Source organism: Enterobacter sp. ECC-219, from assembly GCF_043966805.1.
GTDB classification, from domain to species: domain Bacteria; phylum Pseudomonadota; class Gammaproteobacteria; order Enterobacterales; family Enterobacteriaceae; genus Enterobacter; species Enterobacter cloacae_N.
The window spans coordinates 728859-752257 of sequence record NZ_CP143680.1 but is presented as its reverse complement, the minus strand read 5'-3'; the positions used below and the strand labels follow the sequence as shown (position 1 = coordinate 752257).

General features: G+C 55.3%; 20 protein-coding genes, 1 tRNA gene and 3 pseudogenes. 9 read left to right on the top strand and 15 right to left on the bottom strand.

Features of this window, described 5'->3' with window-relative positions; genetic code table 11:
- Nucleotides 1-6 precede the first annotated feature (6 nt).
- A tRNA-Sec gene (locus V1603_RS03485) sits at nucleotides 7-101 on the top strand.
- Nucleotides 102-579: 478 nt separating this feature from the next.
- On the opposite strand, the gene V1603_RS03480 is transcribed toward V1603_RS03485, so the two are convergent.
- Nucleotides 580-762, bottom strand: coding sequence for a YlcI/YnfO family protein (locus tag V1603_RS03480; RefSeq protein WP_395313501.1), 183 nt, complete (start codon nucleotides 760-762; stop codon nucleotides 580-582).
- 296 nt (nucleotides 763-1058) lie between these two features.
- On the opposite strand from V1603_RS03480, the gene V1603_RS03475 reads away from it, so the two are divergent.
- On the top strand, nucleotides 1059-1409 hold the full coding sequence (locus V1603_RS03475) for a type II toxin-antitoxin system RelE/ParE family toxin (RefSeq protein WP_032662102.1): 351 nt from the start codon (nucleotides 1059-1061) through the stop codon (nucleotides 1407-1409).
- A complete protein-coding gene (locus V1603_RS03470) occupies nucleotides 1406-1705 on the top strand; it encodes a helix-turn-helix domain-containing protein (protein ID WP_032661956.1) in 300 nt (99 codons plus the stop codon). The genes V1603_RS03475 and V1603_RS03470 overlap by 4 nt, the downstream gene beginning before the upstream one ends.
- 22 nt (nucleotides 1706-1727) lie before the next feature.
- On the opposite strand, the gene V1603_RS03465 is transcribed toward V1603_RS03470, so the two are convergent.
- The 4 genes from V1603_RS03465 to V1603_RS03450 form a co-directional block, all read right to left on the bottom strand.
- Entirely contained in the window at nucleotides 1728-2168 is a 441-nt protein-coding gene (locus V1603_RS03465; protein ID WP_116342941.1) for an acetyltransferase, read from the bottom strand.
- Nucleotides 2169-2301: 133 nt separating this feature from the next.
- A complete protein-coding gene (locus tag V1603_RS03460; protein WP_395313500.1) occupies nucleotides 2302-3456 on the bottom strand; it encodes an IS481 family transposase in 1155 nt (384 codons plus the stop codon).
- Between the two features lie 103 nt (nucleotides 3457-3559).
- Entirely contained in the window at nucleotides 3560-4558 is a 999-nt protein-coding gene (locus tag V1603_RS03455; RefSeq protein ID WP_395313499.1) for a class I SAM-dependent methyltransferase, read from the bottom strand.
- A 78-nt stretch (nucleotides 4559-4636) separates the two neighbouring features.
- Entirely contained in the window at nucleotides 4637-5161 is a 525-nt protein-coding gene (locus tag V1603_RS03450) for a lipocalin family protein (protein WP_008500115.1), read from the bottom strand.
- A gap of 117 nt (nucleotides 5162-5278) precedes the next feature.
- Between V1603_RS03450 and V1603_RS03445 the strand changes: the two genes are divergently transcribed.
- The 3 genes from V1603_RS03445 (at nucleotide 5279) to V1603_RS03435 (ending at nucleotide 7576) form a co-directional block, all read left to right on the top strand.
- Nucleotides 5279-6004, top strand: a complete 726-nt coding sequence (locus V1603_RS03445; RefSeq protein ID WP_395313498.1) for a MerR family transcriptional regulator — start codon at nucleotides 5279-5281, stop codon at nucleotides 6002-6004.
- A gap of 99 nt (nucleotides 6005-6103) precedes the next feature.
- Nucleotides 6104-6514: a hydroxyisourate hydrolase gene (gene uraH / locus V1603_RS03440; RefSeq protein ID WP_048960254.1), complete on the top strand. Its 411-nt coding sequence runs from the start codon at nucleotides 6104-6106 to the stop codon at nucleotides 6512-6514.
- Nucleotides 6515-6616: 102 nt separating this feature from the next.
- The gene (locus tag V1603_RS03435; protein ID WP_395313497.1) at nucleotides 6617-7576 is read left to right on the top strand and encodes a YbgA family protein; all 960 of its coding nucleotides are present in this window, start codon (nucleotides 6617-6619) and stop codon (nucleotides 7574-7576) included.
- A gap of 141 nt (nucleotides 7577-7717) precedes the next feature.
- On the opposite strand, the pseudogene V1603_RS03430 reads toward V1603_RS03435, so the two are convergent.
- From V1603_RS03430 to V1603_RS03420, 3 genes and pseudogenes are all read right to left on the bottom strand, one after another.
- Nucleotides 7718-8132, bottom strand: a pseudogene (locus V1603_RS03430) (SRPBCC family protein).
- A 32-nt stretch (nucleotides 8133-8164) separates the two neighbouring features.
- A complete protein-coding gene (locus V1603_RS03425; protein ID WP_048960252.1) occupies nucleotides 8165-8962 on the bottom strand; it encodes an SDR family NAD(P)-dependent oxidoreductase in 798 nt (265 codons plus the stop codon).
- A gap of 45 nt (nucleotides 8963-9007) precedes the next feature.
- Nucleotides 9008-10018 (bottom strand): aldo/keto reductase, encoded by a 1011-nt coding sequence (locus tag V1603_RS03420; protein ID WP_063155219.1) that lies wholly within the window; start codon nucleotides 10016-10018, stop codon nucleotides 9008-9010.
- A gap of 130 nt (nucleotides 10019-10148) precedes the next feature.
- On the opposite strand from V1603_RS03420, the gene V1603_RS03415 reads away from it, so the two are divergent.
- The 3 genes from V1603_RS03415 to V1603_RS03405 all read left to right on the top strand — a co-directional run bounded on the left by V1603_RS03415 (nucleotide 10149) and on the right by V1603_RS03405 (nucleotide 12960).
- On the top strand, nucleotides 10149-11045 hold the full coding sequence (locus V1603_RS03415) for a LysR substrate-binding domain-containing protein (RefSeq protein ID WP_044597397.1): 897 nt from the start codon (nucleotides 10149-10151) through the stop codon (nucleotides 11043-11045).
- Nucleotides 11038-12126, top strand: coding sequence for an AAA family ATPase (locus tag V1603_RS03410; RefSeq protein ID WP_395313496.1), 1089 nt, complete (start codon nucleotides 11038-11040; stop codon nucleotides 12124-12126). Before V1603_RS03415 ends, V1603_RS03410 begins: the two co-directional genes overlap by 8 nt.
- Before the next feature lie 102 nt (nucleotides 12127-12228).
- Nucleotides 12229-12960: a carbonic anhydrase gene (locus tag V1603_RS03405; RefSeq protein ID WP_116342930.1), complete on the top strand. Its 732-nt coding sequence runs from the start codon at nucleotides 12229-12231 to the stop codon at nucleotides 12958-12960.
- A 63-nt stretch (nucleotides 12961-13023) separates the two neighbouring features.
- Here the strand turns inward: V1603_RS03405 and V1603_RS03400 are convergent, their stop codons facing one another.
- From V1603_RS03400 to V1603_RS03370, 7 genes and pseudogenes are all read right to left on the bottom strand, one after another.
- Nucleotides 13024-13446 carry a nuclear transport factor 2 family protein gene (locus tag V1603_RS03400; RefSeq protein WP_116342928.1) on the bottom strand — a complete coding sequence of 141 codons (423 nt, stop codon included), beginning with the start codon at nucleotides 13444-13446 and terminating at the stop codon, nucleotides 13024-13026.
- 29 nt (nucleotides 13447-13475) lie between these two features.
- Nucleotides 13476-14453, bottom strand: coding sequence for a YncE family protein (locus V1603_RS03395; protein WP_233003478.1), 978 nt, complete (start codon nucleotides 14451-14453; stop codon nucleotides 13476-13478).
- Between the two features lie 157 nt (nucleotides 14454-14610).
- Nucleotides 14611-15363, bottom strand: a complete 753-nt coding sequence (locus V1603_RS03390; protein WP_116342924.1) for an anti-sigma factor — start codon at nucleotides 15361-15363, stop codon at nucleotides 14611-14613.
- Nucleotides 15360-15878 carry a sigma-70 family RNA polymerase sigma factor gene (locus V1603_RS03385; RefSeq protein WP_116342922.1) on the bottom strand — a complete coding sequence of 173 codons (519 nt, stop codon included), beginning with the start codon at nucleotides 15876-15878 and terminating at the stop codon, nucleotides 15360-15362. The genes V1603_RS03390 and V1603_RS03385 overlap by 4 nt, the downstream gene beginning before the upstream one ends.
- A gap of 237 nt (nucleotides 15879-16115) precedes the next feature.
- Entirely contained in the window at nucleotides 16116-16670 is a 555-nt protein-coding gene (locus V1603_RS03380; RefSeq protein ID WP_116342920.1) for a hypothetical protein, read from the bottom strand.
- Nucleotides 16657-17427, bottom strand: a pseudogene (locus tag V1603_RS03375) (DUF6862 domain-containing protein); the annotation flags it as partial. The pseudogene V1603_RS03375 and the gene V1603_RS03380, both read right to left, overlap by 14 nt.
- Nucleotides 17428-17478: 51 nt before the next feature.
- Nucleotides 17479-20727, bottom strand: a pseudogene (locus V1603_RS03370) (hemagglutinin repeat-containing protein); the annotation flags it as partial.
- Nucleotides 20728-23399 lie beyond the last annotated feature (2672 nt).

The window sequence follows — 23399 nt, the reverse complement described above, 5'->3', positions numbered from 1 at the left end:
AGGCGCGGAAGATCGTCATCTCCGGTGAGGTGGCTGGACTTCAAATCCAGTTGGGGGCGCCAGCGTTCCCGGGCAGGTTCGACTCCTGTGATCTTCCGCCAAAAATGCCATCCGCTTTAATAAAAACTTTATTAATAAATAGATTCGCCCATTCCAGTCACCTTATGTGAACATGATCACTTATTCATTTAAATATTGAGTGTTATTCTCTCCCCCTTTTCAAAATTATCACCAAGGGAATCCGTAATGGAATGGATTATAGGTGCTGTAGTTTTAATGGTCATTATTGGTGCTATATTGAAGCCCAGACAGTGTGATATCTGTCATAATCCCTTTAAGAAGAAATACTACACATGGGAAATTGAAGGGAAGAAACAACATTTATGTCCCAATTGTAATGGTAAAATGCAACGACGAATCAGTTCGCAAAAATTTAAAAGCAGATTCGGTTAAAATCGACTGATACATTTTAATTATATAAATGATAATTATAAAATCATCATCAATGATAAGTTTGTAACATATATTCCGAACTTATCATCTATTTTATCGTTAACACTACCTATAAAGCTTTGATGACTACTCACTCAAAAGCCTAAGCCTACAAGCCTCTTTCACCCACTTATTAAAATTCCCCTTACCCGCAGCCTTTTCAATCTGTTCCAAAAGCTCATCCTCGAACCGGATGTTCTTCATCGTGCTCTTTGTGCGGTCAAAATTGGTTTCTTTTTCTTGAGCCGTAATCCAATCTCCGGCAGCCATGGCCGATCTGTAAGGTAAAGATGTTCGAACTATTAATGGGTATCTCATGAAAAAATTTTCTGGTCGCAAAGTTGATTAACATTCAACTAACCGGTTATCCCGGATAGTTCACTAGCCAGCATGAATAGAAAATACGCTGGAAAGCGCCTCGCAATTTTTTAATTGCGCGATCCGCTTGATTTCCCTTCTTTGTCATACTCTTGCCACTAACAGCCTGGCTGTCGATGACAGCCATTGCATTTATTAACTACAGCTTATATTCTATTTATAAGCTACAGCTTATCATGGACGAAAGCATGTGGACGGTTCTGTTCGGAAAGGTATTCGAGCAATGGCTGCTTGAGCAGGAAGAAGGATTACAGGATAAGGTACTGGCAGACCTGTTAAATCTGCAAAACTATGGGCCACGTCTTCCTCGCCCCTATGCAGATACGGTTAAAGGCTCACGGTATAACCATATGAAGGAATTACGTATTCAATATGCTGGTCGTCCGATACGTGCTTTCTTCGCATTTGATCCTATCCGTCAAGCCATTGTGCTTTGCGCGGGCGATAAGAGTAATGACAAAGCCTTTTATGAAAAAATGATTCGCATCGCAGATGCCGAATTTTCCTTTCATCTGACAAGCCTGGAGGCAACCAAGTGAAAACCTTAAATGAAGTGATTGCGTCACGTTCACCGGAAAGCCAACAACGTATTAAAGAGATGGCAGATGAAATGATCCTCGAGACGGGTCTACAACTTTTACGTGAAGAGCTGAGGCTTTCGCAAAAAAATGTTGCCGATCTGATGGGGGTGAGCCAACCCGCAGTAACGCAGCTTGAGCAACGTGGAAATGAACTAAAAATTGCCACGCTTAAGCGTTACATCGAAGCAATGGGTGGAAAACTCTGTATCGACGTTGAACTTCCCACAGGAAAACGCGTTGCATTTCATATCTAACAAGCGTGATATTTGCGTTAAGTTAGCATTCACCCAACCGCATATGCAGCAACGGAAACGGATTCCCCTGCCCGTCCAGTTCCGAGCGTCCGACCTGCTCAAACCCCATATGGCGATAAAATCCCACGCCCTGCGGGTTCTGCTCATTCACGTCCACCTCGTTCGCGCCAAACTCTTCGATGGCGTGTTGCAGCAGCAATTTCCCGACGCCCTTTCCCCGGCTCGCGTCATCCACAAACAGCATTTCAATGCGGTTTTCATCCACGCCTAAAAAACCGTGAATAACGCCTGCGTCATCGCGAGCGATCACAACCTTGAGGTTAGGCAGGTAGGCGTTGAGCAATAGCGGGCGCAGCGCCGCAATATCGCTTTCCTGTAAAAAGTGATGGGTGGCACGGACGGAGGATTCCCAGATCGCGACCAGACGTTCGAAGTGTGAGGGGAGTGCGGTTTCTATTTTCATTGGGGGATCATGATTGGAAAACCGAGCTATTTCAAGCCACGCTTTGCGGTCTGTTCCACCCTCACCCTAACCCTCTCCCTTGTACAGTCCGGGGACATGGTAGACAGGTGTTCGGGGACATGGTGAACACTTTTTAACATCCTTTACCCATGGTGATCGACTTTTTCTTCAGGTCGATCACCCCCACTTTCGTGCTGTACCACCACACTTCATAGCAGCCATCTTTCACCGTCTCCTTCAGCCCGCCCCGTTCTCCCCTGAACGCCTTGCCTGCGCTCAGACTTACCCCTTTCACGCTCAGCTTTCCGCTGACATCCACTTTCCTGACCATGACGCCCTCGTCGTATTCCGGTGGCGTCATGGTGCCGCTGTACTGCCGGGCTGACGGCTGATACCGCGAGCCCGGTACCGCCATATCCAGCGCCTCGTGCGGGCGTTCAAGGTTATAGACCGTCCGCCAGTGGTCGAAGGCGCGCTGCAGCTCACCGCTGTCCGCGAACCATTTTCCCTGCAGCACTTCCGCCTTCAGGCTGCGGTGAAAACGCTCCAGCTTGCCCTGCGTCTGCGGATGGTAAGGCCGGGAGTGCCCCACCCGGATACCCAGACGCATCAGCCACAACTCCAGCGCCGTCCAGGTGCCGGTGGTGTCGCCCCACGGTGAGCCGTTGTCCATCGTCATCCGGTCCGGCAGGCCGTAGCGTTCAAACACGCTGACCAGCTGCTGCTGCACGGTCTCGCGCCGTTCATCGGTACAGGGCGCCAGGCACAGGGAAAAACGGGAGTGGTCGTCCAGCAGGGTGAGCGGATGGCAGCGGCCACCGCCAAAGAGAAAGTGGCCCTTAAAATCCATCTGCCAGAGGCGGTTCGGCGCGTCGTGTTCGAAGCGTCCCGTGGCGGGAATGCCCGGTGAAGCGCCCGGCAGCAGGCCGTGACGGGCCATGAGGTTATGGACGGTGCTGAAGGCGGGCATGGGGTGCCCCTGGTCTTCGAGCCAGCGCTTAATCTTGCGGGCGCCCCAGCGTTCATGACGGTCATGCGCCATGCGCAGCAGGGCAGTGATGTCGTCAGATGAGCGGTTCGGGGAATGGTGCGGTATGCGCGGGCGGTCCTGAAGGCCGGACGGGCCTTCGTGAGCCCAGCGGCGAAGCCACTTGTAGCCGGTGGCAGGTGAAATGCCAAAGCGACGGCAGAGGGAACGGATGTTCGCCCCGTCCTGCGAGGCGAACAAAACAAACTCGGTACGTAATGACATGGTATCTCTCGCATCCCAGGGCATAAGCGACTCCATAAACGGGTTCTTATGCCTCAGTTGTAAGTGTCTACCATGTCCCCGAACAAGTGTTCACTATGTCCCCGGACCGTACACCCTCAGGGAGAGGGAACAGATCGAGCTAAACCTTAATCTCCATCACCGCGTACACCCCATCCTTCGGCACAACCACGGTGACGTTTTCTATCGGCACGCCCGCCGCGAGGTGGATATCCTGCAGCTGCTGTAACGACCTCGGGTGAATATCCTCCCAGCCGATACCCCGCAGCACAAAGTCAATTTGCGGGCTGCTGGTCAGCATGTTTGACACAATCACCGCGCCGCCGGGTTTGACCAGCCGCAGCGCGCGCTGGAGAAAAATCACCGCATCGGTATCGTTGAAGTATTCGAAGATCCCCAGCGCGTCGACCAGTTCGGCCTGGTGCTCGCCCAGCTCCAGCAGCAGGTCCTCGTTACGCACCAGCGTATGGAGCAGGTTGCGCCTGAGCAGGGTCAGCTGTTCGCCCACCACAATGCCTTCCTGCGCCGCCATGGTTTCGGCCCAGCTGAGCGCTACCGGGTCTTTGTCCACCAGCGTGAGATAGACCTGCTGGCCGTCGAGCTTTGCTTCGCGCAGCGCCTCCAGCACCGGAATGGCGGCGCCGCTCGCGAGGCTGACCCAGTTGTTCTCGCTCTCGTTGTGAATGTACTTATCCACCAGCGCGGCCAGCACCCGGGCGCGGGAGCGCACGCCGATGGCATCGTTGGCGTGGATAAACCACTGGCGGCTGTCGCTGTCCATTTTTGTGCCGTCGGGCAGGCGGTCCTCCAGCGGGTTTTGCACCACAAACAGCGCCAGCGCAGAGGGCACCAGCCGGGTGCGCCACGCGGCGAGCGCCGGACGGTTACGGAAGGCCTGTTCGGAATAGCGGTTCTGCGGGACAAGCACGGCCTGCCCCCCTTCGTCGTATTCCACCCTCGGCGGCCGGAGCGCTGGCTCGGCTTTCAGGGCGCGATCAAGGGAGGCGATCTCACGGGCAGCGTCGTCTTTCATCGGCCACTGGTCGCTGACGTCGGGAAATGACGCGCTGAAAATCGTCATATTTTCCGGTGGATCGCCGCGAAAAGGCTGCCAGTTCATATTGTCGTCCCTCCGTTAGGCTTTTAACGGAAGTCTATCCAGGCGAGCCAGTAATGCCCCAGGAAGAAAGCACGATTTTTATTGCTTCACCCACACCAGTTGATCAACCCGGAAGCCCAGACTGCGCGCGGTGTTCAGGTAATCCTGCTTCACCGCATCCGGGATGGTCGGCGTGCGCGACAGGATCCACAGGTAATCGCGGTTCGGGCCGCTCACCAGCGCGTACTGGTACTTATCGTCCAGCCTGATCACGTTATAGCCGCCGTAGAACGGGCCGAAGAACGATACCTTCAGCGCGGCGGTGGTCGGTTCGCCGGTAAAGTACGCTTTCCCTTCGCTCTCGTTCCACTTGTTCTTCACCGGATCGTAGCCCCGGTTAAGCACGCTGATGCCGCCGTCGCTGCGTTTGCCGTAGGTGGCGGTTACCTGCTCCAGCCCGCGTTCAAAGCGGTTTTCCAGACGGGCGACCTCGTACCATTTTCCGAGATAGCGGCTGGCTTCAAAGTTGGTAATAGGCTGCACGCCCTTCGGCGGCGTGGGGGATTTACAGGCGACCAGCGTCAGCGCAATGGCAACACCGGTCACAACAGGCCATAGCTTCATGAGAATTCCTTTCATTTGCGCGGTTGGATGTTAAGTGTAGTGCACCGTTTCGGCGCTTCATCCCGTTCGGGAAAATTCGTAGTATATTGAGAGTATTCCTCCACTCTGGACACGGACATGGCTTACTCCATCGGCGAATTCGCCCGACTCAGCGGCATCACCGCCACCACCCTGCGGGCGTGGCAGCGTCGCTATGGTTTACTCAAGCCACAGCGCACGGAAGGCGGCCACCGCCAGTACAGCGATGAGGACGTCCAGCAGGCGCTCAAAATCCTCGACTGGGTAAAAAAAGGCGTCCCGATCGGCCAGGTCAAACCGCTGCTGGAACGCCCGATGCCGGGTCGGACCAACAACTGGCAAACCCTGCAGCAGAACATGCTGCAGCGCCTGCAGGACGGCAAAGTCGAGTCCCTGCGCCAGATGATTTACGACGCCGGACGCGAATACCCAAGGCCGGAGCTGGTCGCGAACGTGCTGCGCCCTCTGCGCAGCCAGGTTTCGGCCAACGTCGCCGCCGCCATGACCCTGCGCGCGATCCTCGACGGCATCATTATCGCCTACACCTCGTTTTGCCTCGAAGGCGATAAAATAGCGCCAGGCGATAACATTCTGCTCAGCGGCTGGCACCTGAATGACCCGTGCGAGATCTGGCTCGAAGCCCTGACGCGCACCGGGCAGGGCCACCGCATCGACATCCTGCCGGTTCCGCCTGACGCGCTGGCACCGGAAATTTTCCCGGAGCGTAAATGGCTGCTGGTCACCAGCGGCAAACTCACCGCCGGGCGGAAAAAGCAGGTGGAGCAGTGGCAGCAGCAGGTATCGCTTGAAGTGATTATCCTCTGATAATTTTCTCCTGCGGGAATCTTCACGAAAAGTTGAATATTTTCCCGCGCCGCAGATGCTAACGTTTTCCTGTGACGAATAACTCAACAGGAAAACACCATGAAAAAAACTGCCCCTCTGCTGATCCTGGCCTCGATGGCCTTTGCCCCTGCCGCCTTTAGCGCCCCTGCCGGCACGCTAAGCGTCCACATTCTTGACCAGCAAACCGGAATGCCGCCATCAGACGTGACCGTTACGCTGGAGAAGCAGCAGCAGGACAAATGGACCCCGATTGCCAGCGGCAAAACCGACCACGATGGCCGTATCAAATCGCTCTATCCGCAGGATCAGGACATGCAGCCTGGCGTGTACAAAGTAACCTTTAAAACCGCAGAGTATTTCCACGGCAAAAAGCTGGATACCTTCTTCCCGGAGATCCCGGTGCTGTTTACCGTGACCAGCACCAACGAGAAGCTACACATCCCGCTTCTGCTTAGCCAGTACGGCTACTCGACATACAAGGGCAGTTAAGAGGCATTGATTTTAAAGGATTATAAAAAATAGTTCCGCGAATACTTGGACAAATTAGTCATGTTGTGTAAGTTTTAGTTATATGAACGGGAGGACAACACCATGACAACGAAACCTGTGCTCGGTATTAGCGGATGTTTGACCGGATCCGCCGTTCGCTTTGACGGCGGACATAAGCGCATGGGCTTCATCATGGATGAGCTGGCCCAGTGGGTGAATTTCAGGCCCGTCTGCCCGGAGATGGCCATCGGCCTGCCGACGCCTCGCCCGGCGCTGCGTCTGATCGTCACGACAGACGGAGAAACGCAGATGCGCTTCAGCCACGCGCCTCACGAAGACGTTACGCAGAAAATGGCCGACTTTGCGGCAGATTATTTGCCGAAAATCGGCGATCTCGCTGGCTTTGTTGTCTGTGCAAAATCCCCAAGCTGCGGCATGGAACGCGTGCGGCTGTATGATGAAAACGGCAACCGGGGCCGCAAGGAGGGGGTCGGGCTGTTCACCGCCGCCCTCCTTGAAACCTGGCCGTGGCTGCCCGTTGAAGAGGATGGACGCCTGCACGACCCGGTGCTGCGGGAAAACTTCGTCGAGCGCGTTTTTGCGCTGCACGAACTTAACACGCTGCGTAAAAATGGCCTCACGCGCCGCGCGCTGCTGGACTTCCACAGCCGTTACAAGCTTCAGCTGCTGGCGCACCATCAGGCGGGTTACCGCGAAATCGGCCCGTTCGTTGCCTCGCTGCACGAGTGGGAAGACCTGGACGCTTTCTTCGTAGCGTACCGGGAAAAGCTGATGACCATCCTGAAAAAACCCGCCTCGCGGAAGAATCACACCAACGTGCTGATGCATATTCAGGGCTATTTTCGTAACCAGCTCAACACCCGCCAGCGCGGCGAGCTGCGCGATGTGATCCTGCATTATCACAACGGACAGTTGCCTATCCTCGCGCCGATCACGCTGCTGAAGCACTACCTGGCCGAATACCCCGACCGGTATCTGATGACGCAAAACTACTTTGATCCCTATCCTGATGATTTGGGTCTGCGTCTGGCAGTCAAGTGATGAAAAAAATGCGAAGGCCCCATTGACCCATAGAGGCCCAAAGCAGTACCCCGTTTAGACGACATCCTCACTGTCGTCTCTTTTTTGCGCTTAACCCATACGATCGGCAAAAAAAAGCGCCGTAAAACGGCGCTCTGAGGATTATGCGACAAAATTCTTTTTCAACGCTTCCAGCCCATCCTGGTAAATCCCGCTGAACAGGGCCTGGGCCTCTGCGTCAGAAACATTTACCGGCGTGAATTCACCGTACCACTACACGTGAGACGTTGCTGTCGGCCGTTTCATGTACCGTAATGGTGGAAAGATAATCCACCACCGGGAAGGGCGCTTTCATAATCGAGTAGCTGTAGCTGCGCTGGCGGTTATCAAACGCTTCCAGACGTTCAATCACGGTGCCACCATCAGCCGTGGTCAGCGAACGTACGCGCCCGCCTTCAGAGGAGACGCTTTCTGGGATGAACGGTAGCCAGTCTGGCAGGGCATCAAAGCCCCCCATCAGTTGCCACACCGTTTCGGCAGATGCCGGAATTTCAATAGATACTGTTGTATTAGCCATGATTATTCTCTCTTAATATCAGTAATGTAGGATTACATTGCGAGGGTGTCGACAACACCGCCATCCACACGCAGGGCAGCACCCGTGGTCGCGGAAGAGAGCGGTGATGCCAGATAAACGGCGAGGTTTGCCACCTCTTCCACATCCGCGGCGCGCTGAATAATCGAGCTGGGGCGCGCGCTGCGGACAAACTCATCGGCCTGTTCACGTGCGTTACGGCCTGATTTTTCGGCAGCCTCGGCCAGCATCGTTTTCAGGCCATCAGTAAATGTCGGACCGGGCAGAATCGCATTCACGGTGACGCCTGTGCCCGCCAGCCGTTTTGCCAGTCCATGCGAAACCGCCAGGTTAGCGGCTTTGGTGACGCCGTAGTTGATCATGTCACCGGGAATGGCCACGCCAGATTCGGACGACACGAAAATAATGCGTCCCCATCCTTGCTCTGCCATGGCTGTCGCATAGTGCCGCGCCAGGCGGACGCCGGACAGCACGTTGACGTTGTAGAAATGCATCCACTCGTCGTCTGGCACGGTGAAGAAGTCTTTGTCGTTAAATATGCCAAGGTTATTCACCAGCACATCGGCGACAGGCACGGCGGCGATCAGTGCGGCAACACCCTGTTCGGTGCTAAGGTCAGCCACCACACCACGCAGCAGCGCGGCTGGATTTTTTGCTTTAATGCTGGCAATCGCTGTGGCCACGCTGGTTTCCTGACGGCCAACCACCACGACGGTGGCTCCCGCTTGTGCCAGCCCGTCGGCAATGCCGAGCCCGATGCCGGACGTAGAGCCGCTCACCACCGCAATTTTGTCGGTAAGATCCAGTTTCATCATATTTCTCATGTAAGTATTGGGGGCCTGACGACCCCGCGGTGATTAACGAACGGGCAGCGGTGCATTCTCAGCAACCAGATCCTGACGGCGCATCTCTTCCCAGAATGCCGCTGGAATGGTGGCTTTTAGCGCAGCCAAATCCTCAGCCATACGGCCAGGGCGGCTGGAGCCAGGGATCACGGCGGCGACGGCCGGATTCGCCAGCGCAAACTGCAGTGCCGCAGCTTTTACATCCACGTTGAACTGCGCGGCAACAGCCTGAATACGTGCCACCTGCTCATGAATAGCCGGAGAGGCTTTTTGATATTCGAAGTGCTCCCCTCCGGCCAGCACGCCTGAGCTGTAGGGACCGCCGATCACGATATCGACGTTGTGCTCCAGCGCCTCTGGCATCAGACGCTGTAAGGCGCGTTTATGGTCGAGCAGAGAGTAACGGCCCGCCAGAAGGAAGGCATCGGGCTTAGGCTCATCCAGCGCCAGCGTCAGCTCGCACGGCTCGACTCGGTTTACGCCCAGACCCCATGCTTTAATGACGCCCTCTTCCCGCAGGCGAGTCAGGGCACGGAACGCACCGGTACGCGCCACATTGAACTGTTCCAGCCAGCTGTCACCGTAGAAATCCTGCGCTGGATCGTGGATCCAGACGATATCCAGACGGTCAGTTTTCAGTCGTTTCAGGCTATCCTCAATAGAGCGCAGCGTGGCATCAGCGGAGTAATCATTGAGAATTTTGTTTTTCAGACCGTGTTCAAACAGACCGCCTTTCTCACCAAAATCACGGGTCGCGGGATCTTCCATCTCGTCGAGCATGATGCGGCCTACTTTGGTGCTCAGCACATACTCGTCGCGAGGATACTGAGACAGCGCTTCACCCATGCGCAGTTCGGAAAGGCCAGAGCCATAAAGCGGTGCGGTGTCGAAGTAACGCACGCCCAGTTTCCAGGCGTCGTGTACGGTGGCCAATGCTTCATCCTCAGGAATGTTGCGGAACATGTTGCCCAGCGGTGCGCCGCCCAGGCCGATGTTTGCAGGTAACAGATTTTTGATACTCATAAGATGTCCTCAGTTTTTGGGTTCAGGTCGGGCGATTTCGCTGTCGCCCTGTGACGCTGATCACAATACCTTGCGAGGTTATGACTTGATAGGACATAATTCGTCTAACTTGAGTCCTTTGAGGTCTGATATGATTGATTTACGACAGCTGAAATATTTCGTGGTGGTGGCAGAAGAGGAGCACGTTGGCCGTGCCGCCGAGCGTTTGCATATCTCTCAGTCTCCGCTGAGCCGCCAGATTGCCCAGCTTGAAGAACGCCTCGGTTTGATGCTTTTTGAACGCAACCAGCAGCGCATACGTTTAACCGCCGACGGGCAAACTTTCCTCGCTGAGACCCGCTCCCTGCTGACCCACGCGAACCGTCTGGAGTCCCTCGGAAAGCGCTTAGGCCGCGGTGAGGATGGGGGGTTGTGTATCGGCTATATTGAAAACGCGATGCACTCCGGTGTGCTCTCTACCGCCTTACGCACACTGCGCCAGTCCCGCCCGGACGTTCATATAGCCCTTTACAGCCAACCACCCGCCACGCAGATCGAAGGGTTGCGTCAGCGCAGCCTCGACTTTTCACTGGTCGACACGCCACCTGCGGAAAGCGAGCAAGACCTGGAATATATTCAGGTGCTGGATGACAAAATGCTGCTGGCATTGCCGCAACATCACCCTCTGGCTCAGGAAGAAGTCCTTTTGCCCGCGCAACTGGCGGATCAGGAGTGGATTGCCGTCATTCACAACGATGATGCTCACTCCCGCGACGAATTTGTTGCCGCCTGCGTGAAGGCTGGATTTAACCCGACCATTCGTCTGGAGGCGGGTGAACCGCTAACGGCACTGGGGCTTGTGGCCGCCGGGCTTGGACTGGCGCTCATCCAGCACAGCCTGCGTCATAACGCACCGGAAGGGGTGATACTGCGCGAACTAACGTGGATGCCTTACTCAACTCAACTGTGGGCGGCGTGGCATAAGGCCAACCAGCGTCCACTGGTCACGCATTTCAGGGAAATTTTGCGTGGGAACAAAAATGATTAACACCCTGCACATACAAAACTACCGCTCCATCCGCGAGATGTCGCTGGAGCTGGAGCAGCTAAACATCGTCTTCGGGCCGAACGGCACAGGAAAATCCAATATTTACAAGGCGATACACCTGATGCACAGCGCCGCGCAAGGGCAGTTTTCCCAGGCGCTGGCGAACGAGGGCGGCATTCTGAAGGTGTTCTGGGCAGGCAAAACCCGCAGCGACCAGCTGCGGCGGATGAATCTGGCGGTAGAAACTGAGACCTACGAATACGAGCTGCAGGTCGGGTTTGTGGAGAAGCTGCCGTATCCCTCACAGTTCCAGCTCGACCCGGTGATCAAGGAAGAATCTCTCTGGCTGAGCGGCCAGCACCGACGCCCCTCGTCCCAGCTGATGAAGCGCAGGAATCAGGCCGTGTTTCTGAACAACGTGCATCATGAAAAAGTGACCCACAGCGGCACGCTGTACGAGAACGAATCGGTATTCGGGCAGCTCGGCGAACCGCACCTTTACCCGGAAGTGTCGCAGATGCGCGAGTCCCTGCGTAACTGGCGCTTTTATCATGAGTTTTCTGTATCAATCGGCTCGGCGATGCGCGCCCCGCAGGTCGGCTTTCGCTCGCCGGTGCTGGCCAGCGACGGCGCCAACCTGGCGGCGGCGTTTCAGACCATTGTGGAGATTGGCGACGAGCTGCTGCTGATGCGCATCCTCGACCAGGCCTTCCCCGGCTGCGTGTTTTACAGCGACAACACCGGCGGACGTTTTCGCATGATGATGCAGCGCGAAGGGCTGAGCAGGCCGCTGGAACCCGCGGAGTTCTCCGACGGCACCCTGCGCTTTTTATGCCTGGCGGTGGCGCTGCTCAGCCCGCGTCCACCAGCATTTATCGCGTTGAACGAACCGGAAAACAGCCTGCACCCACAGATGCTGCCCGCGCTGGCGAGCTTAATCGCCGAGGCCAGCCGCTACTCGCAGATTTGGCTCACCAGCCACTCGCCGGAGCTGGCGACGTTGATTGAGAAGCAGAGATCGTTTTCGCTGTATCAGCTGTCGATGGTTGAGGGGGAGACGAGGGTGGAGAGGCTGGGGTAACGTCTTTCATTTTCCACTTTAAAACACGTTTCAGGACGGGTCTTGTAGGACTTAATACGATGTCATCTCTATCTTTATCCGCTTTAACTATAGAGACACATCATGAAACGAGTCCTTACTGCATCCCTGTTCGTTTTGTCTGTTTCCGCCTTCGCGGAATCGCCCCCGCACTGGGCGTATGAAGGAAAAGGTGGACCGGACAACTGGGGAGAACTCAGTGATACATTTTCCACCTGCAAGACCGGGAAATACCAATCCCCTATCGATATCCGCCATCCCTTTGATGCCACACTGCCGCCGCTGATTCTGGATTTTCATACCGCAGCAGAAAAGCTTGTCAACAACGGTCACACTCTTCAGGTCACTGCTGGAGATGAAGATGAATTCCGTCTGGATGACACCACGTTTATCTTGCGCCAGTATCATTTCCATACCCCGAGCGAGAACCGGATTAACGGTAAATCCTTCCCGCTTGAGGCGCACTTTGTCCATGCCAGCGAAGACGGCGACATCGCGGTGCTTGCCGTTATGTTCGAGGTTGGCCCTGAAAACACCGCTCTGTCCCCGCTGCTGGCGCGTCTTCCGAAAGAGAAGAACCACGAAGTCTCGATTGATAAACGCTTCGACCTCCGCCCGCTGTTTCCGGCCGATCTCCACTATTATCGCTTCAGCGGCTCACTGACGACCCCACCCTGTACTGAAGGGTTGCGCTGGCTGGTGATGAAAAATACGGTAAACCTATCTGAAAAACAGCTGGAAACATTTAAGCAAGCACTTGAGCACAGCAATAACCGCCCACTCCAGCCGCTAAATGGACGGGTTATTGTTCAGTAACTCGCTGTGATGCATAAAAAAATCCCGCCGAACTGGCGGGATATAACTGGGGTCAGCCGTTTTTTAACCTTTTGCAGGATCAATCTGCCACGTTTCATTGATGATTTTGCCTTCGCGGTAGGTCAGGACATAAAAGACATTGATTGTCGTTTTCCCGGCAAACTGAACACGTGCGGTGACCGTACTCCCTTTCGGGTTTGTGACCTCATTCAGATTATCGACTTTGTGGCTCAGTTTTCCCTGGGCCGTGATGAATTTGCTCCATACTCCGCCAATCGCGTCAGATGAGGTATAAATGCCGTCCAGCGGCCCTCCTATCCAATCCAGACGCGCGTCTTGCGCGTACTGTTGCTTGAGATCTGCGGTTTTCCCGTCGGCGATAGCGTTAAAATGCGCCAGCGCGTCATCCTTTACGGCAGCAACGCTTTGCCCAGAAACCAGAGCCAGCAGTGCAGCAAGTAAAACGTTGTGTGTTGTTTTTTTCATGTCATTCTCTTTGCGTAAGTTTCAGGTCTTCAGCGTTTGATCGTGGACACAATACGTTGCGTTTCACGATCAATTCTGGAGATGCTCAAATCTTTGTTCAGTACCCAGGCATATCGGTTATCTGCGGTAAAGACGATGGCCTGTCGCGGTTCGTTAAAGCCCTTCACGGTGGCGATCGCTTTGCGTGTCTGCACGTCGATAATAGAGACGCTGTTATCACCCAGGTTGCCGCTGTAAACGAATTTACCGTCTGGCGACAGCGCCGCACCATACGGTTGCTTCCCGACAGGAATGGTGTCAGTCACCTTTTGCGCGGTGGTGTCGACGACCGAAATGGTGTCATTCCCACTATTGGCGGCAAACAGCGTTTTCCCGTCTGCGGTCACGGAAATGGCGCGGATCTTATTAAACCCGCCAATTTCACCGATGATTTTGTTGGTGGCGGTATCTACGAGGGTGATTTTGTCGCTAACGAAGTTGGTAACATACAGCACCCGGCCATCCGGGCTGAGTCGCACACCCTGTCGGGGTTGCGAAAACCCGGTGATCACGGCATTCGCAATTTTCGTCTCAGTATTCATACTGATGACTGCGTTGCTGGCCTGATTATTGATATAGAGCGTCTTGCCATCTTTGCTTAACACCGTGCCAAACGCGCCAGGGCCTGCGGCATAGTATTCACGCGTTTCGAAGGTCGAAGCATCCACGCGCTCGATAAGGCCCAGACTGCTATCCGAGACATAGAAACTCTTACCGTCCGGTGCAAATACGATATTTCGCGGAGTGTTGAAGTGCTTCAGCACCGCGCTGACGGTACCGGTCGTCAAGTCGTAAACAATGACTTCAGGTTGTCCGCTGCGTGCAACAACGGCCTGTTTTTCATTCGGGCTCACTGCCAGCGTATTGTTCTGGATTTCGCCATCAAAATTTTGTTTGACCGCTTTTGTCAGCGGCGTCGTGCTTGCGGAAACCGGGAAGGCAGTACCTGCAAGCAATAAAGACGCCATGAAAAAACCGTGAGTGGCTAGCGTTGCTTTTCTCATCTCTCAATCCTTATTCATCCAGGTCTGCATCATGCAGACCTGTGTAAGAGATGCTTCAGCGCGCCGTTTATTCCCGACTGTTGCAAAAAAACTATTTTTTCCGCAACGGACAATGACGTCGTCAGATCCGTTTGCTCAGCTCGCGGGAAATGGCCGGATTATTGACCATGCCAGCCGGGCCGACGACGGCGTAGTTCAACCCCTGCGAGGAACCATAAAGGGCAACCAGACCTTCTGCGCTGCGCTGCCCGGTAGAAAGCAGCGGCTGGCGAGGGTCCGGTGGACGAATATAAAAGCTAAGGGTATGCCCGGCATGATCCCGATAGAGCACCATCGCGGCGGCCCCCTGTTCCGTAGCAAACAGGCGACCGCTCACCGGCGTGAAGCCAGCCTGACGCAGATCCGGCATTTGTGCGCTCGTACCAACATGCTGGGTGAGCCACGCTGTCAGCGCTTTCGGTCCATCCGGAGTAAAATCGGCGGTCATGCTCTTCTCTATGACCATCAGCTTGTAGGCGCTGAGCGCATCACCCATCGGCGCGCTGGCGGGGCTTTGCCAGCTGTGAGCCTGCCAGCCCCCCAGCAAACCCAGCGCAATACACAAAACAAAAGAGGCGGCCAGCCGCATACGGCTGTGGGTTCGACGCACCTGTCGGGCGCGTATCGCGGCAGGATCCAGCGTGGTAGTTACGTCGGGCAGAGGCAGCCCTGCCAGCGTGGCACGCAGGCGTTGTGCATCCTCCCGCCAGCCCTGAACCTGACGGGCAATGTGCGGGTGCTGCGCCAGGTAACGTTCAATGACAACGCGTTCGCTCGCATCCAACTGGTCGTCGACGTACGCATGCAAATCGTGCTCGTTAGGCGGTATTTTCATTTCATCAGTCTCAATATCGGCTGTGGGACGTCACCCTCACCCAGACGGTGTAGTGCCTGGCGGGCCCGGGACAATCGGGACATCACGGTGCCGATGGGAATATCCATCACATGGGCAACGTCCTGATAACTCAGTCCTTCAATGGCAATGAGTATCAACAAACTCCGTTGTTCTTCCGTCAAACGACCAAAGGCTTCCAGCATACTTTGCGTTGCAATCTCTTGCTCTGCTGACGGCCAGGCAGGATTGTCATCGCTTTTCATTCTGCTGAGCAATCCCCAGTAGCGCTTTGTGCGGCGTTTCTCGATCAGGAACTCGCGATAAAGAATGGTGAATAACCAGCTTTTTAACGAGGCATCGGGGCGTCGTGTTGTCCATTTATCCAGGGCACGCTCAAGCGTTGTCTGAACCAGATCGTCGGCTACATGGACATCCCGAATCAGCCAGAGGGCGAAACGGCGCAGTCCGGGGATCAGCTCTCGCAGCTGGTTATTTTCAGCGTCATTAGGTGGCATAAGGTCTGCACTCGTCGTGGGCTCGTTATCATTCGCAATAAGATGCCGCTTGTAGGATTTTATTCCATCACGGCAGAATTATTTTTAAGCGAAGGGGGGCGGTGCCAACCTGGTGGCCGCGTTTCAGATTAACATCGAGATTGGCGACGAGCGGCTGCTGCTGCGTATTCGCGACCAGATCTCCCCCGGCGCAAGCATGCCATCAATCCCGGAATAGTAGAGTTTGGAATTGTTTATCTACAGGTCATCTTCTGAGACAACGTCTATCGCTCCACAGGCTTTAAATAACTTTTTCAATGCTCCGGCCATAAACATTGAGTCCAAAGTCGTTACTTCTATTAAAAAGTGGGTATTATTTAAGGGCATATCGAAAATAATAGTATCCCACCAAAACCATTCACGCTCATTTGGCTCCATCCATGATAACCATGACGATAACGTCCACTGTTCATCATGAGAAGCTTCAGTTAGTTTCTCTTCGTATGTCAGGGCTTCCCAGTCTTTTGTTTGTTTTTCCCTTTCGACTTCCGATAACTCAGGCAAGAAACAATGAGTAAATTGAAGTGGAAGTATATTTAACCATCTATCAAGAGACGGCCAATTTTGTGTCGAATAATTATTTATAATAGTCATAACATCTTTCGCAAGTGTCAAAACTAAATAAGCATCATTACACGACACAACGAACCTGGCGATTCCGACTCCAGATGCCTTACTCATCGCCTGGGGAGGGGTTGTTAACCTCTCCCTTTCTAAAACAATTTGCCGTAATACTTCGTCATTTACTTGCATCTTTTCCCGTCCCCTGAATGATCTTATCTTGCAATTCTTTCAGCTTTTCAGGTCTTATCCCATACTGATCTTTAGCTTTTGTTGGATCAGCAATCACAGGCTTTCCTTTGTTCTCTGGCAATCTGGCGACACTCTCTTTGACAGCCGTTCTTCTCAAATCATCCAAAACAGAGTTGGGTACTTCAAATGTTTTGATCGTTGCATCGTCCATATTTTGGATGCTGCGTTTTTCAAAAAACGCTATAGCTCTGGCTTTATCGCCAAAATTTAAATATAAGGTTGTACTGCCAGTGATAGTAACTTGTCCATTATCTCCAATCAAAAGGCGAGTGTTTGGTGTCCCTTCAACGCGATAAACAGTTACCGTACTCGGGCCTCTCATCCCATAAAGAGACCCAGCAACAGCCGCAGTACTGTGCACGGCCGTCATTCCATCATAAAGTATCGCGGCGGTTTCCGGACTGACGCCCCAGTTTTTGCCTATTAACTCAACACTGGCGTCACGCTGTGCCTTAGCATCAGCGGTGGCGTACTGCCACTGCTGCCCGGCAATTTTCTCGGCACCGTCTTTATACACACTGCCCATTGTGCCGACATACTGACCATCCATCTGCTCATCATAGCTCTGACCCATTACAGCCAGCTCCTGCCTCATCCCCTGACATGCTGATGACGACAGTCCCTGGCAGGCTTTATCCAGCGCTACATCGAATGCTTTATCCTTCGCATTAAGATCAGCAATCAGCTTTTCAGCTTTCGCTTTTTCTGTTGCGTCCTTGATATACGGCAATGACCACTTCGCGTCCTGGCGTTTTTTCTCATCCTGTGCACTGAGCGAGTTATTCTCAACTGTCGTCTTGCCCGCTTGCGCCGACGCTACCGCATTCGCGCTGCTGTCTCCGACGAGTCCGCCAGCCAGGCCAGAAGCCAGTGTCGCTAGCGCAGATACCGTCTGTTTCTCTTCCTCGCTCAGTTCGCTGACTTTTTTACCAAAGCCATCAACCGCAATCTTACCGGCCAGCTCGCCCACCGCCGCACCGGCTGCGGCGGAAGCAGCATCTCTGCCGGAAGCCGCTGCAAGCGCGGCGTTGACGACAGCATGGGCCAGCACACGTCCTTTAAGATCCGTCTCGGGTATGGCATTAGCGATGGCATTGGCGATATACGGCGCGGCACCGCCGCCAATCGCAGCTTTTATGTCTCCTCCTGCAAGCGCCTGAACGGCTGCCGTTGCTGCCGTGATGGCGCGCTGGGTGCTCTGCCCCGTTCCCATGCCAGACTTGTTGAACGCTTCGTTATAGAAGGTCTGGTACATCTGATCATGAATTGCCTGATCGGTAACCTCTTTACCGTCTTTTTTCAGCTGGCTGATGGCGGCGTTACGCTCATCGCCGCCAGCGGTTTTCATCTTCTCGTTGGCCGCTTCCGTGGCCGCAATCTTGCCGTTGGTGTGCGCAATATCCGCAACCTGATTGCCGATCTCGCCAATCATCTGTGCGGTTTGCAGTCGTTTTTGCTCTTTCTCTTTGTTAAAGATCGGGTCGATACTGCCGTTGGCATGGTCAGTGTCACGGCTGAGCGTGCTGACATCCTGCTTCTGATTAGCCTGGTCGCGAACGATGATAGCGCCGTCGGCCACCGCTGACTGCGTGGTCCCTTCCGCATTGCCGCTGCTCCCCATCCCTGCCAGCAGGGTGTTGGCCATATTGCCAACCAGATTACCTGCAACCCCGACGCCGGTACTGAAGCCCACGCCCTGATGCTCAACCTTATACTCCGCTTTATTGTTGATGTCCGCGAAGCCTAGCGTCGCCGTCTCCAGGCGGTTTTTGTCTGCGTCAGCACGGCTGGCAATCACCGCACCGTCCAGCTGCGTATGGTTGCCGACGTTAATATCAAAGCCGCCTTTGCCTGCAAAGATCCCGGTCTGCTCCTGCACCGAGTCATAATTACTCTTCATCTTATCGCGGCTGATGCTAAAGCTACCGCTACCGCCGCCCGCACCCCAGGTGTAGCTTGCGCCAGCATTCATGCTCTGCTGTTTGCTGTTGTATTTGTCGCTATCCTTCAGGCTGCTGAGGGTCAGGTCGCGCCCGACATCCGCCGTGATTTTATCGCCATTGACCTGTGCGCCTTTCAGCACCGTGTCGCGGCCGCTCGTGAGGCTGACAGTCTGCCCGGCATCCAGCGTCGTTTCGTTCCAGGAGGTTCCATTACCTTTTTCTTTACCTTTTGCAGCGTTTACGCTGGCAGAGAGGGTGATACCCGCACCTTTCGGACCGGCGGTGATACCGATGCCGACCGAGCCACCTTTGCTGGAGTTGCTGCCCGTCAGCTTGTTGGTATCGGCTGCGCCCGCCAGGCTGATATCCTGGGCTGCATTAAGCGTCAGATCTTTGCCCGCCTTCAGTTGGCTGCCCGCCACGGTAATATCACCGCTGTTGGCTGCATGTCCCTGACCTGTCGCCGTGATGGCGAGGTTATTACCAGCATTCAGCGTGCTGCCGGTGGTCTTATCCTGCTCCGAATGTGAAGTGGATTTAGAAGATTGCCCGCCAATCGAGGCCATCACACCGAACGCACCATTCCTGGTGGGGTCGCTGCCGTGGGTTACTTCTGCGAGACGGTTGGCCTGCACGGCCTGGGCACCCGAAAGCGCAGCTTTGGTCGCCTGTAACGCTGCGAGACGACCATCGCTCTGCTCTTTTACCGCCATTGCCGTGCTGGCGGCAGCGTTCACTGCGTCACCCACGGCGCCGGAGAGGGCAATCGTCAGGCCGCTGCTTTTCTGCTTGAAGGTTTGATCGCTGGTAAGCCTGTCATGACCCGGTTCGATCGCCACGCTGTCACCGGTGAGCGCCATGTCCTTGCCCGCCACCAGGTCCGCACCGCCGACATGAAGCTGATTACCGGCAGCGATATCCACGCTTCCCCCTGTCGAACCCACCGTACTGAAGCTCTGGCTCTGGGTGGTGCCCTTCTCACGGAGATCCTGGGTACTTTTGCTGCTGCCGATGGTGAAGCCAATCCCGCCTGAGCCCATCAGGCCGGATTTTTTCTCTTCCTTAAAGCGCCAGGAGGTGTCGGTGTTAGTGGCTGCAACGATATCAACGTTGTTGCCCGCCTTAAGCTGCACGTCGCCATCGCCCGCCACGGCGGAGCCTGACACCCGCAGGTTATTGCCCGCCACCACCTGCACGTTATCGCCGCTCAGCAATGAGCCGGATTCACGCGTCGCGCTGTTCTCCTCGATGGTGTGGGTGGTTTTCTTGCTCAGGAAACCTTTCTTAGTTTTGGTCTGCTCTTTGTAGTGGTAATCGCTGTCGGTAGCGGTGGCGAGATTTATGTCCCGCCCTGCGCCCACGCCAATATCCCCGTGTGCTGTGACCTGCGCCGCCTGGGTATTAACATCACGGTTCGCAATGATTGTGGTGCTGCTGCCGCTGGCGATCTCCGTTCCCTGCTGGCGCACGGACTGGTTGATCTCGACCTTTTTCTTCGCGCTGTATTTGTCGCTGGTTGTGGTCTCTGCCGCCAGCAGATCGATATCCCGTCCGGCCTGCAGCCCCACGCGATCCTGTGCGGCAAGCGCCGCGGCGTTACTGCGCAGATCGCGGCCTGCGGCCAGCGTCAGATCGTCGCCAGCGCTAATGACCGTACGCGTATTATCCGTCTTCAGGGAATCCGTTTTCGCGGTCTGGCTGTGGCGGCTATTCTGCGCCACATCTAGCACCAGATCGTTACCCGCCCAAAGCGCAGCGCTGCCTCCGGCCGTCAGATTGCTGCCCGTAACGTTCAGATCGTGACCTGCCTGCAGGCCAAGGTTGCCTCCGCTGGTGACCGTACTGCCCTGGTTGGTGACGGTCTCATTGAGATTGCGGCCATAACGGTCGCGCGTCACCAGTTGATTCCCTGTAACAGAGATATCATCCAGCGCTTTTAGCAACATATCGCCGCCAGCACTGAGGTTAGCGCCAGTATTGATGATATCTTTCCCGGCGCTCAGGGTCAGGCTGTCCGTCGCTTTGATAGAAGCAAGTGCGCCCAGGTCGGTTTGCGTCAGCGAGACGGCCTGGCTGTTCCAGCCGTTCGTGGTACCCGAGATATTCCATTGGTTGGTCAGCGTCTGGTTAACAATACTGCCCCCCACGCTCTCAAGGCTAACCGTCTGCCCGCTGATGGTGGACCCCACGTTATTGATATTGCCCAGGGCGCTAAGCTGCAGGCTTCCGCTGGAACCGATCAGGCCACCATTGATGTTGTTGATTGTGCTCTGGCTGCTGGCTGCCAGCAGGCTTTTACCCTGCAGCGTACTGCCGTCATTCGTGATGCTGCCAGCATTAAGGATCACCTGGTTCCCGGCGATAATGCTCCCTTTGTTAAACGCCACGTCCTTCGCCGACAGGTACAGCCTTGGCACGAGGACATTTTGTCCCTCAATCACCGTGTTTTCCCACCACAGGATACTGGAATCCAGCGAGGCAACCTGCTCTTCCGACAGGCTGACGCCGAGCTGTAACCCCAGCTTGTCACGGGCCTGAGCGGCGCGATCGATCAGATACTGCATCTGCTCAAGGTCGGAGCCCACGCCGTTAACGTAGCGGCTACCGGTCTCGTTCAGGATCTGATTGCTGACGTAGCGGGTGTCGAAGGCCGCATCGCCCAGGAAACGGTAATCATATTCCGGACGCAGATTCAGACGCGCCAGGAAATAATCCGAACCCAGGAACTGCGTGGTATCGGTATAGGTTGTACGGGTTTCCTGCGGCGCCGAAGGCGGCGTTGTCCCGGCCAGCTTGTACAAATCATTAAACAGGCTGCTATCCAGTTGCCCTAAACCCGCCAGTTTCGGGTTGGTAACAATGAGATACGGGCTTTTCGGATCGCGGTTTGCCACAAAATAGCCGTTATTGTTGGCCGGTAGCGGATAGTCGCTCAGCTTAATCGGCGAACCATTGCTGGTCAGCGCTGGGGCAACCGACGAGATATCGGTAAGCGAAACAGGACGGTAGTTATAACCCGGTGGCGGAGGCGTTTTCCCGCCGCTGGAAAGCGAAATGATCTGAGCCGTTACCGCAGCGATTTCACCGATCTTATCGCGCAAAGCCAGCGCGGACGTTCCGCTTGTCCCCGACTGCTGCTGACCCGCCAGCGATACGGCATCGCTGGCAATAGTCGAATGCTTGCCACCCGTGCTGCCGGGAACCACCAGGGCTGCACCGGTCCCGCTCAAATCAACCGGCGTACCGTTCGCACCGTTCTGGGAGGTTAAGCCTGCAGCCTGCAGGTGAACGTCAGCCAGCTTGCCGCCAGCCTGGCCAAAATCGCCGATGCTCTGGGGACGGTTATCAATCGATGCCAGACCGTTATTACCGGCATTGCGGCTGGTGAGCGCTTCCGCATTGCCTATGCCACTCCCACCGCCGGGCAGGTTAATGGTCGCCTGCGGTGCGGCAACGCTTTGGCTGCTTGCCGCGCCGAGCCCGGTGGCCTTAGCGCCAGACGCAACGGTCGGACCGCCAGACAGGTTCAGCCCGGGGGCACTGAGGCCAGGCTTATAGCCCGGGGCGTTCGCCGTGGTGGAGGTATTGCTGATATTGTTGCTGAAGCTGGCGACTACCGCGCCGCCAGCCTGGATAACGGCGCGATAAACGTCTCCGCTGGCCCCTTCAGTGGTCACACTGTCAAGAACATAGCTAATCGACTTCGATACCAGCTTGTCATAGCTTCGCGTGGTCTCATCAGGTCTGCGGGCATATTTATCGCCTACCCCATAGCGATAAACGTTATAAACCGTCGACGTGCCGTTTAGCCATGACTGGTTATTTAAGGTACTTCCTGAAAGCTGAATATTTCTGTTCGCCAGAATCGACGACGCCATATTTTCAACGTTATCAGACCGGGCGATGATGTCTCGGCCGGACGCAATGCGGGACTGCTGCCCCTTCGCGCTCACGGAAACCGAAACGGTTTTAACGGCAACTTTTTGAACATCCGCGTCTTCATAAGGCGCATAGTTGCCAAGCATTTCGCTCCAGTCGTCACCGTGGCCGTGATAACGCTGTCCTTCCGTCACATAAATACCGTATTTACCGGTACCGGAAGAGGAAATCCAGTCCACAGGAATATCCGCCGTTCCACCCTTAACCCAGGACGGTGCGATATTCGTTTCGCTCTGGACTGCATTGAGCCCATCCCGCTCGTTTACTAAATGCCCGGTCAGGATTGAAATGTCGCCACGCTGGGTTTCAATACTGCCTGAAGTATTCACGACCTCCGCGCTAGCGTTACCTGCGCTGTCGCGCTGCATCCACAGGCTGTTGCCGGCCAGAATATCGCCGCGCGCGTTACGGATACTGTTCGCCAGCAGGCTCATATTATTGCCCGCGTACAGCAGAGCGCTATTCAGCAGCGTGCTTCCGGCGCTGGCGATCAAATCACCTGCAGTTCCGACAAACCCTGCGTTATTAATACCATTCAGGCTGCTCAGGCGCAGCGTACCGCCCGCTTCGACGCTGCCTGTACCATTCAGGTTTAGCTGCCCTGCGCTAAGCTGGCTTTCGCCATAGCCCGCCCGCAGCTGGCCGTTATTATTCAGCGTACCCGCAGCGGAAAGCTGTATCCCCTTGCCCTGCATCAGGCCATTGGTCGTGATATCGCCCTGGCTGGTGACGGACAGCGTATTCCCCGCAGCCAGCGTAGTCAGCTGATTATAAGAAGCCTTACTCG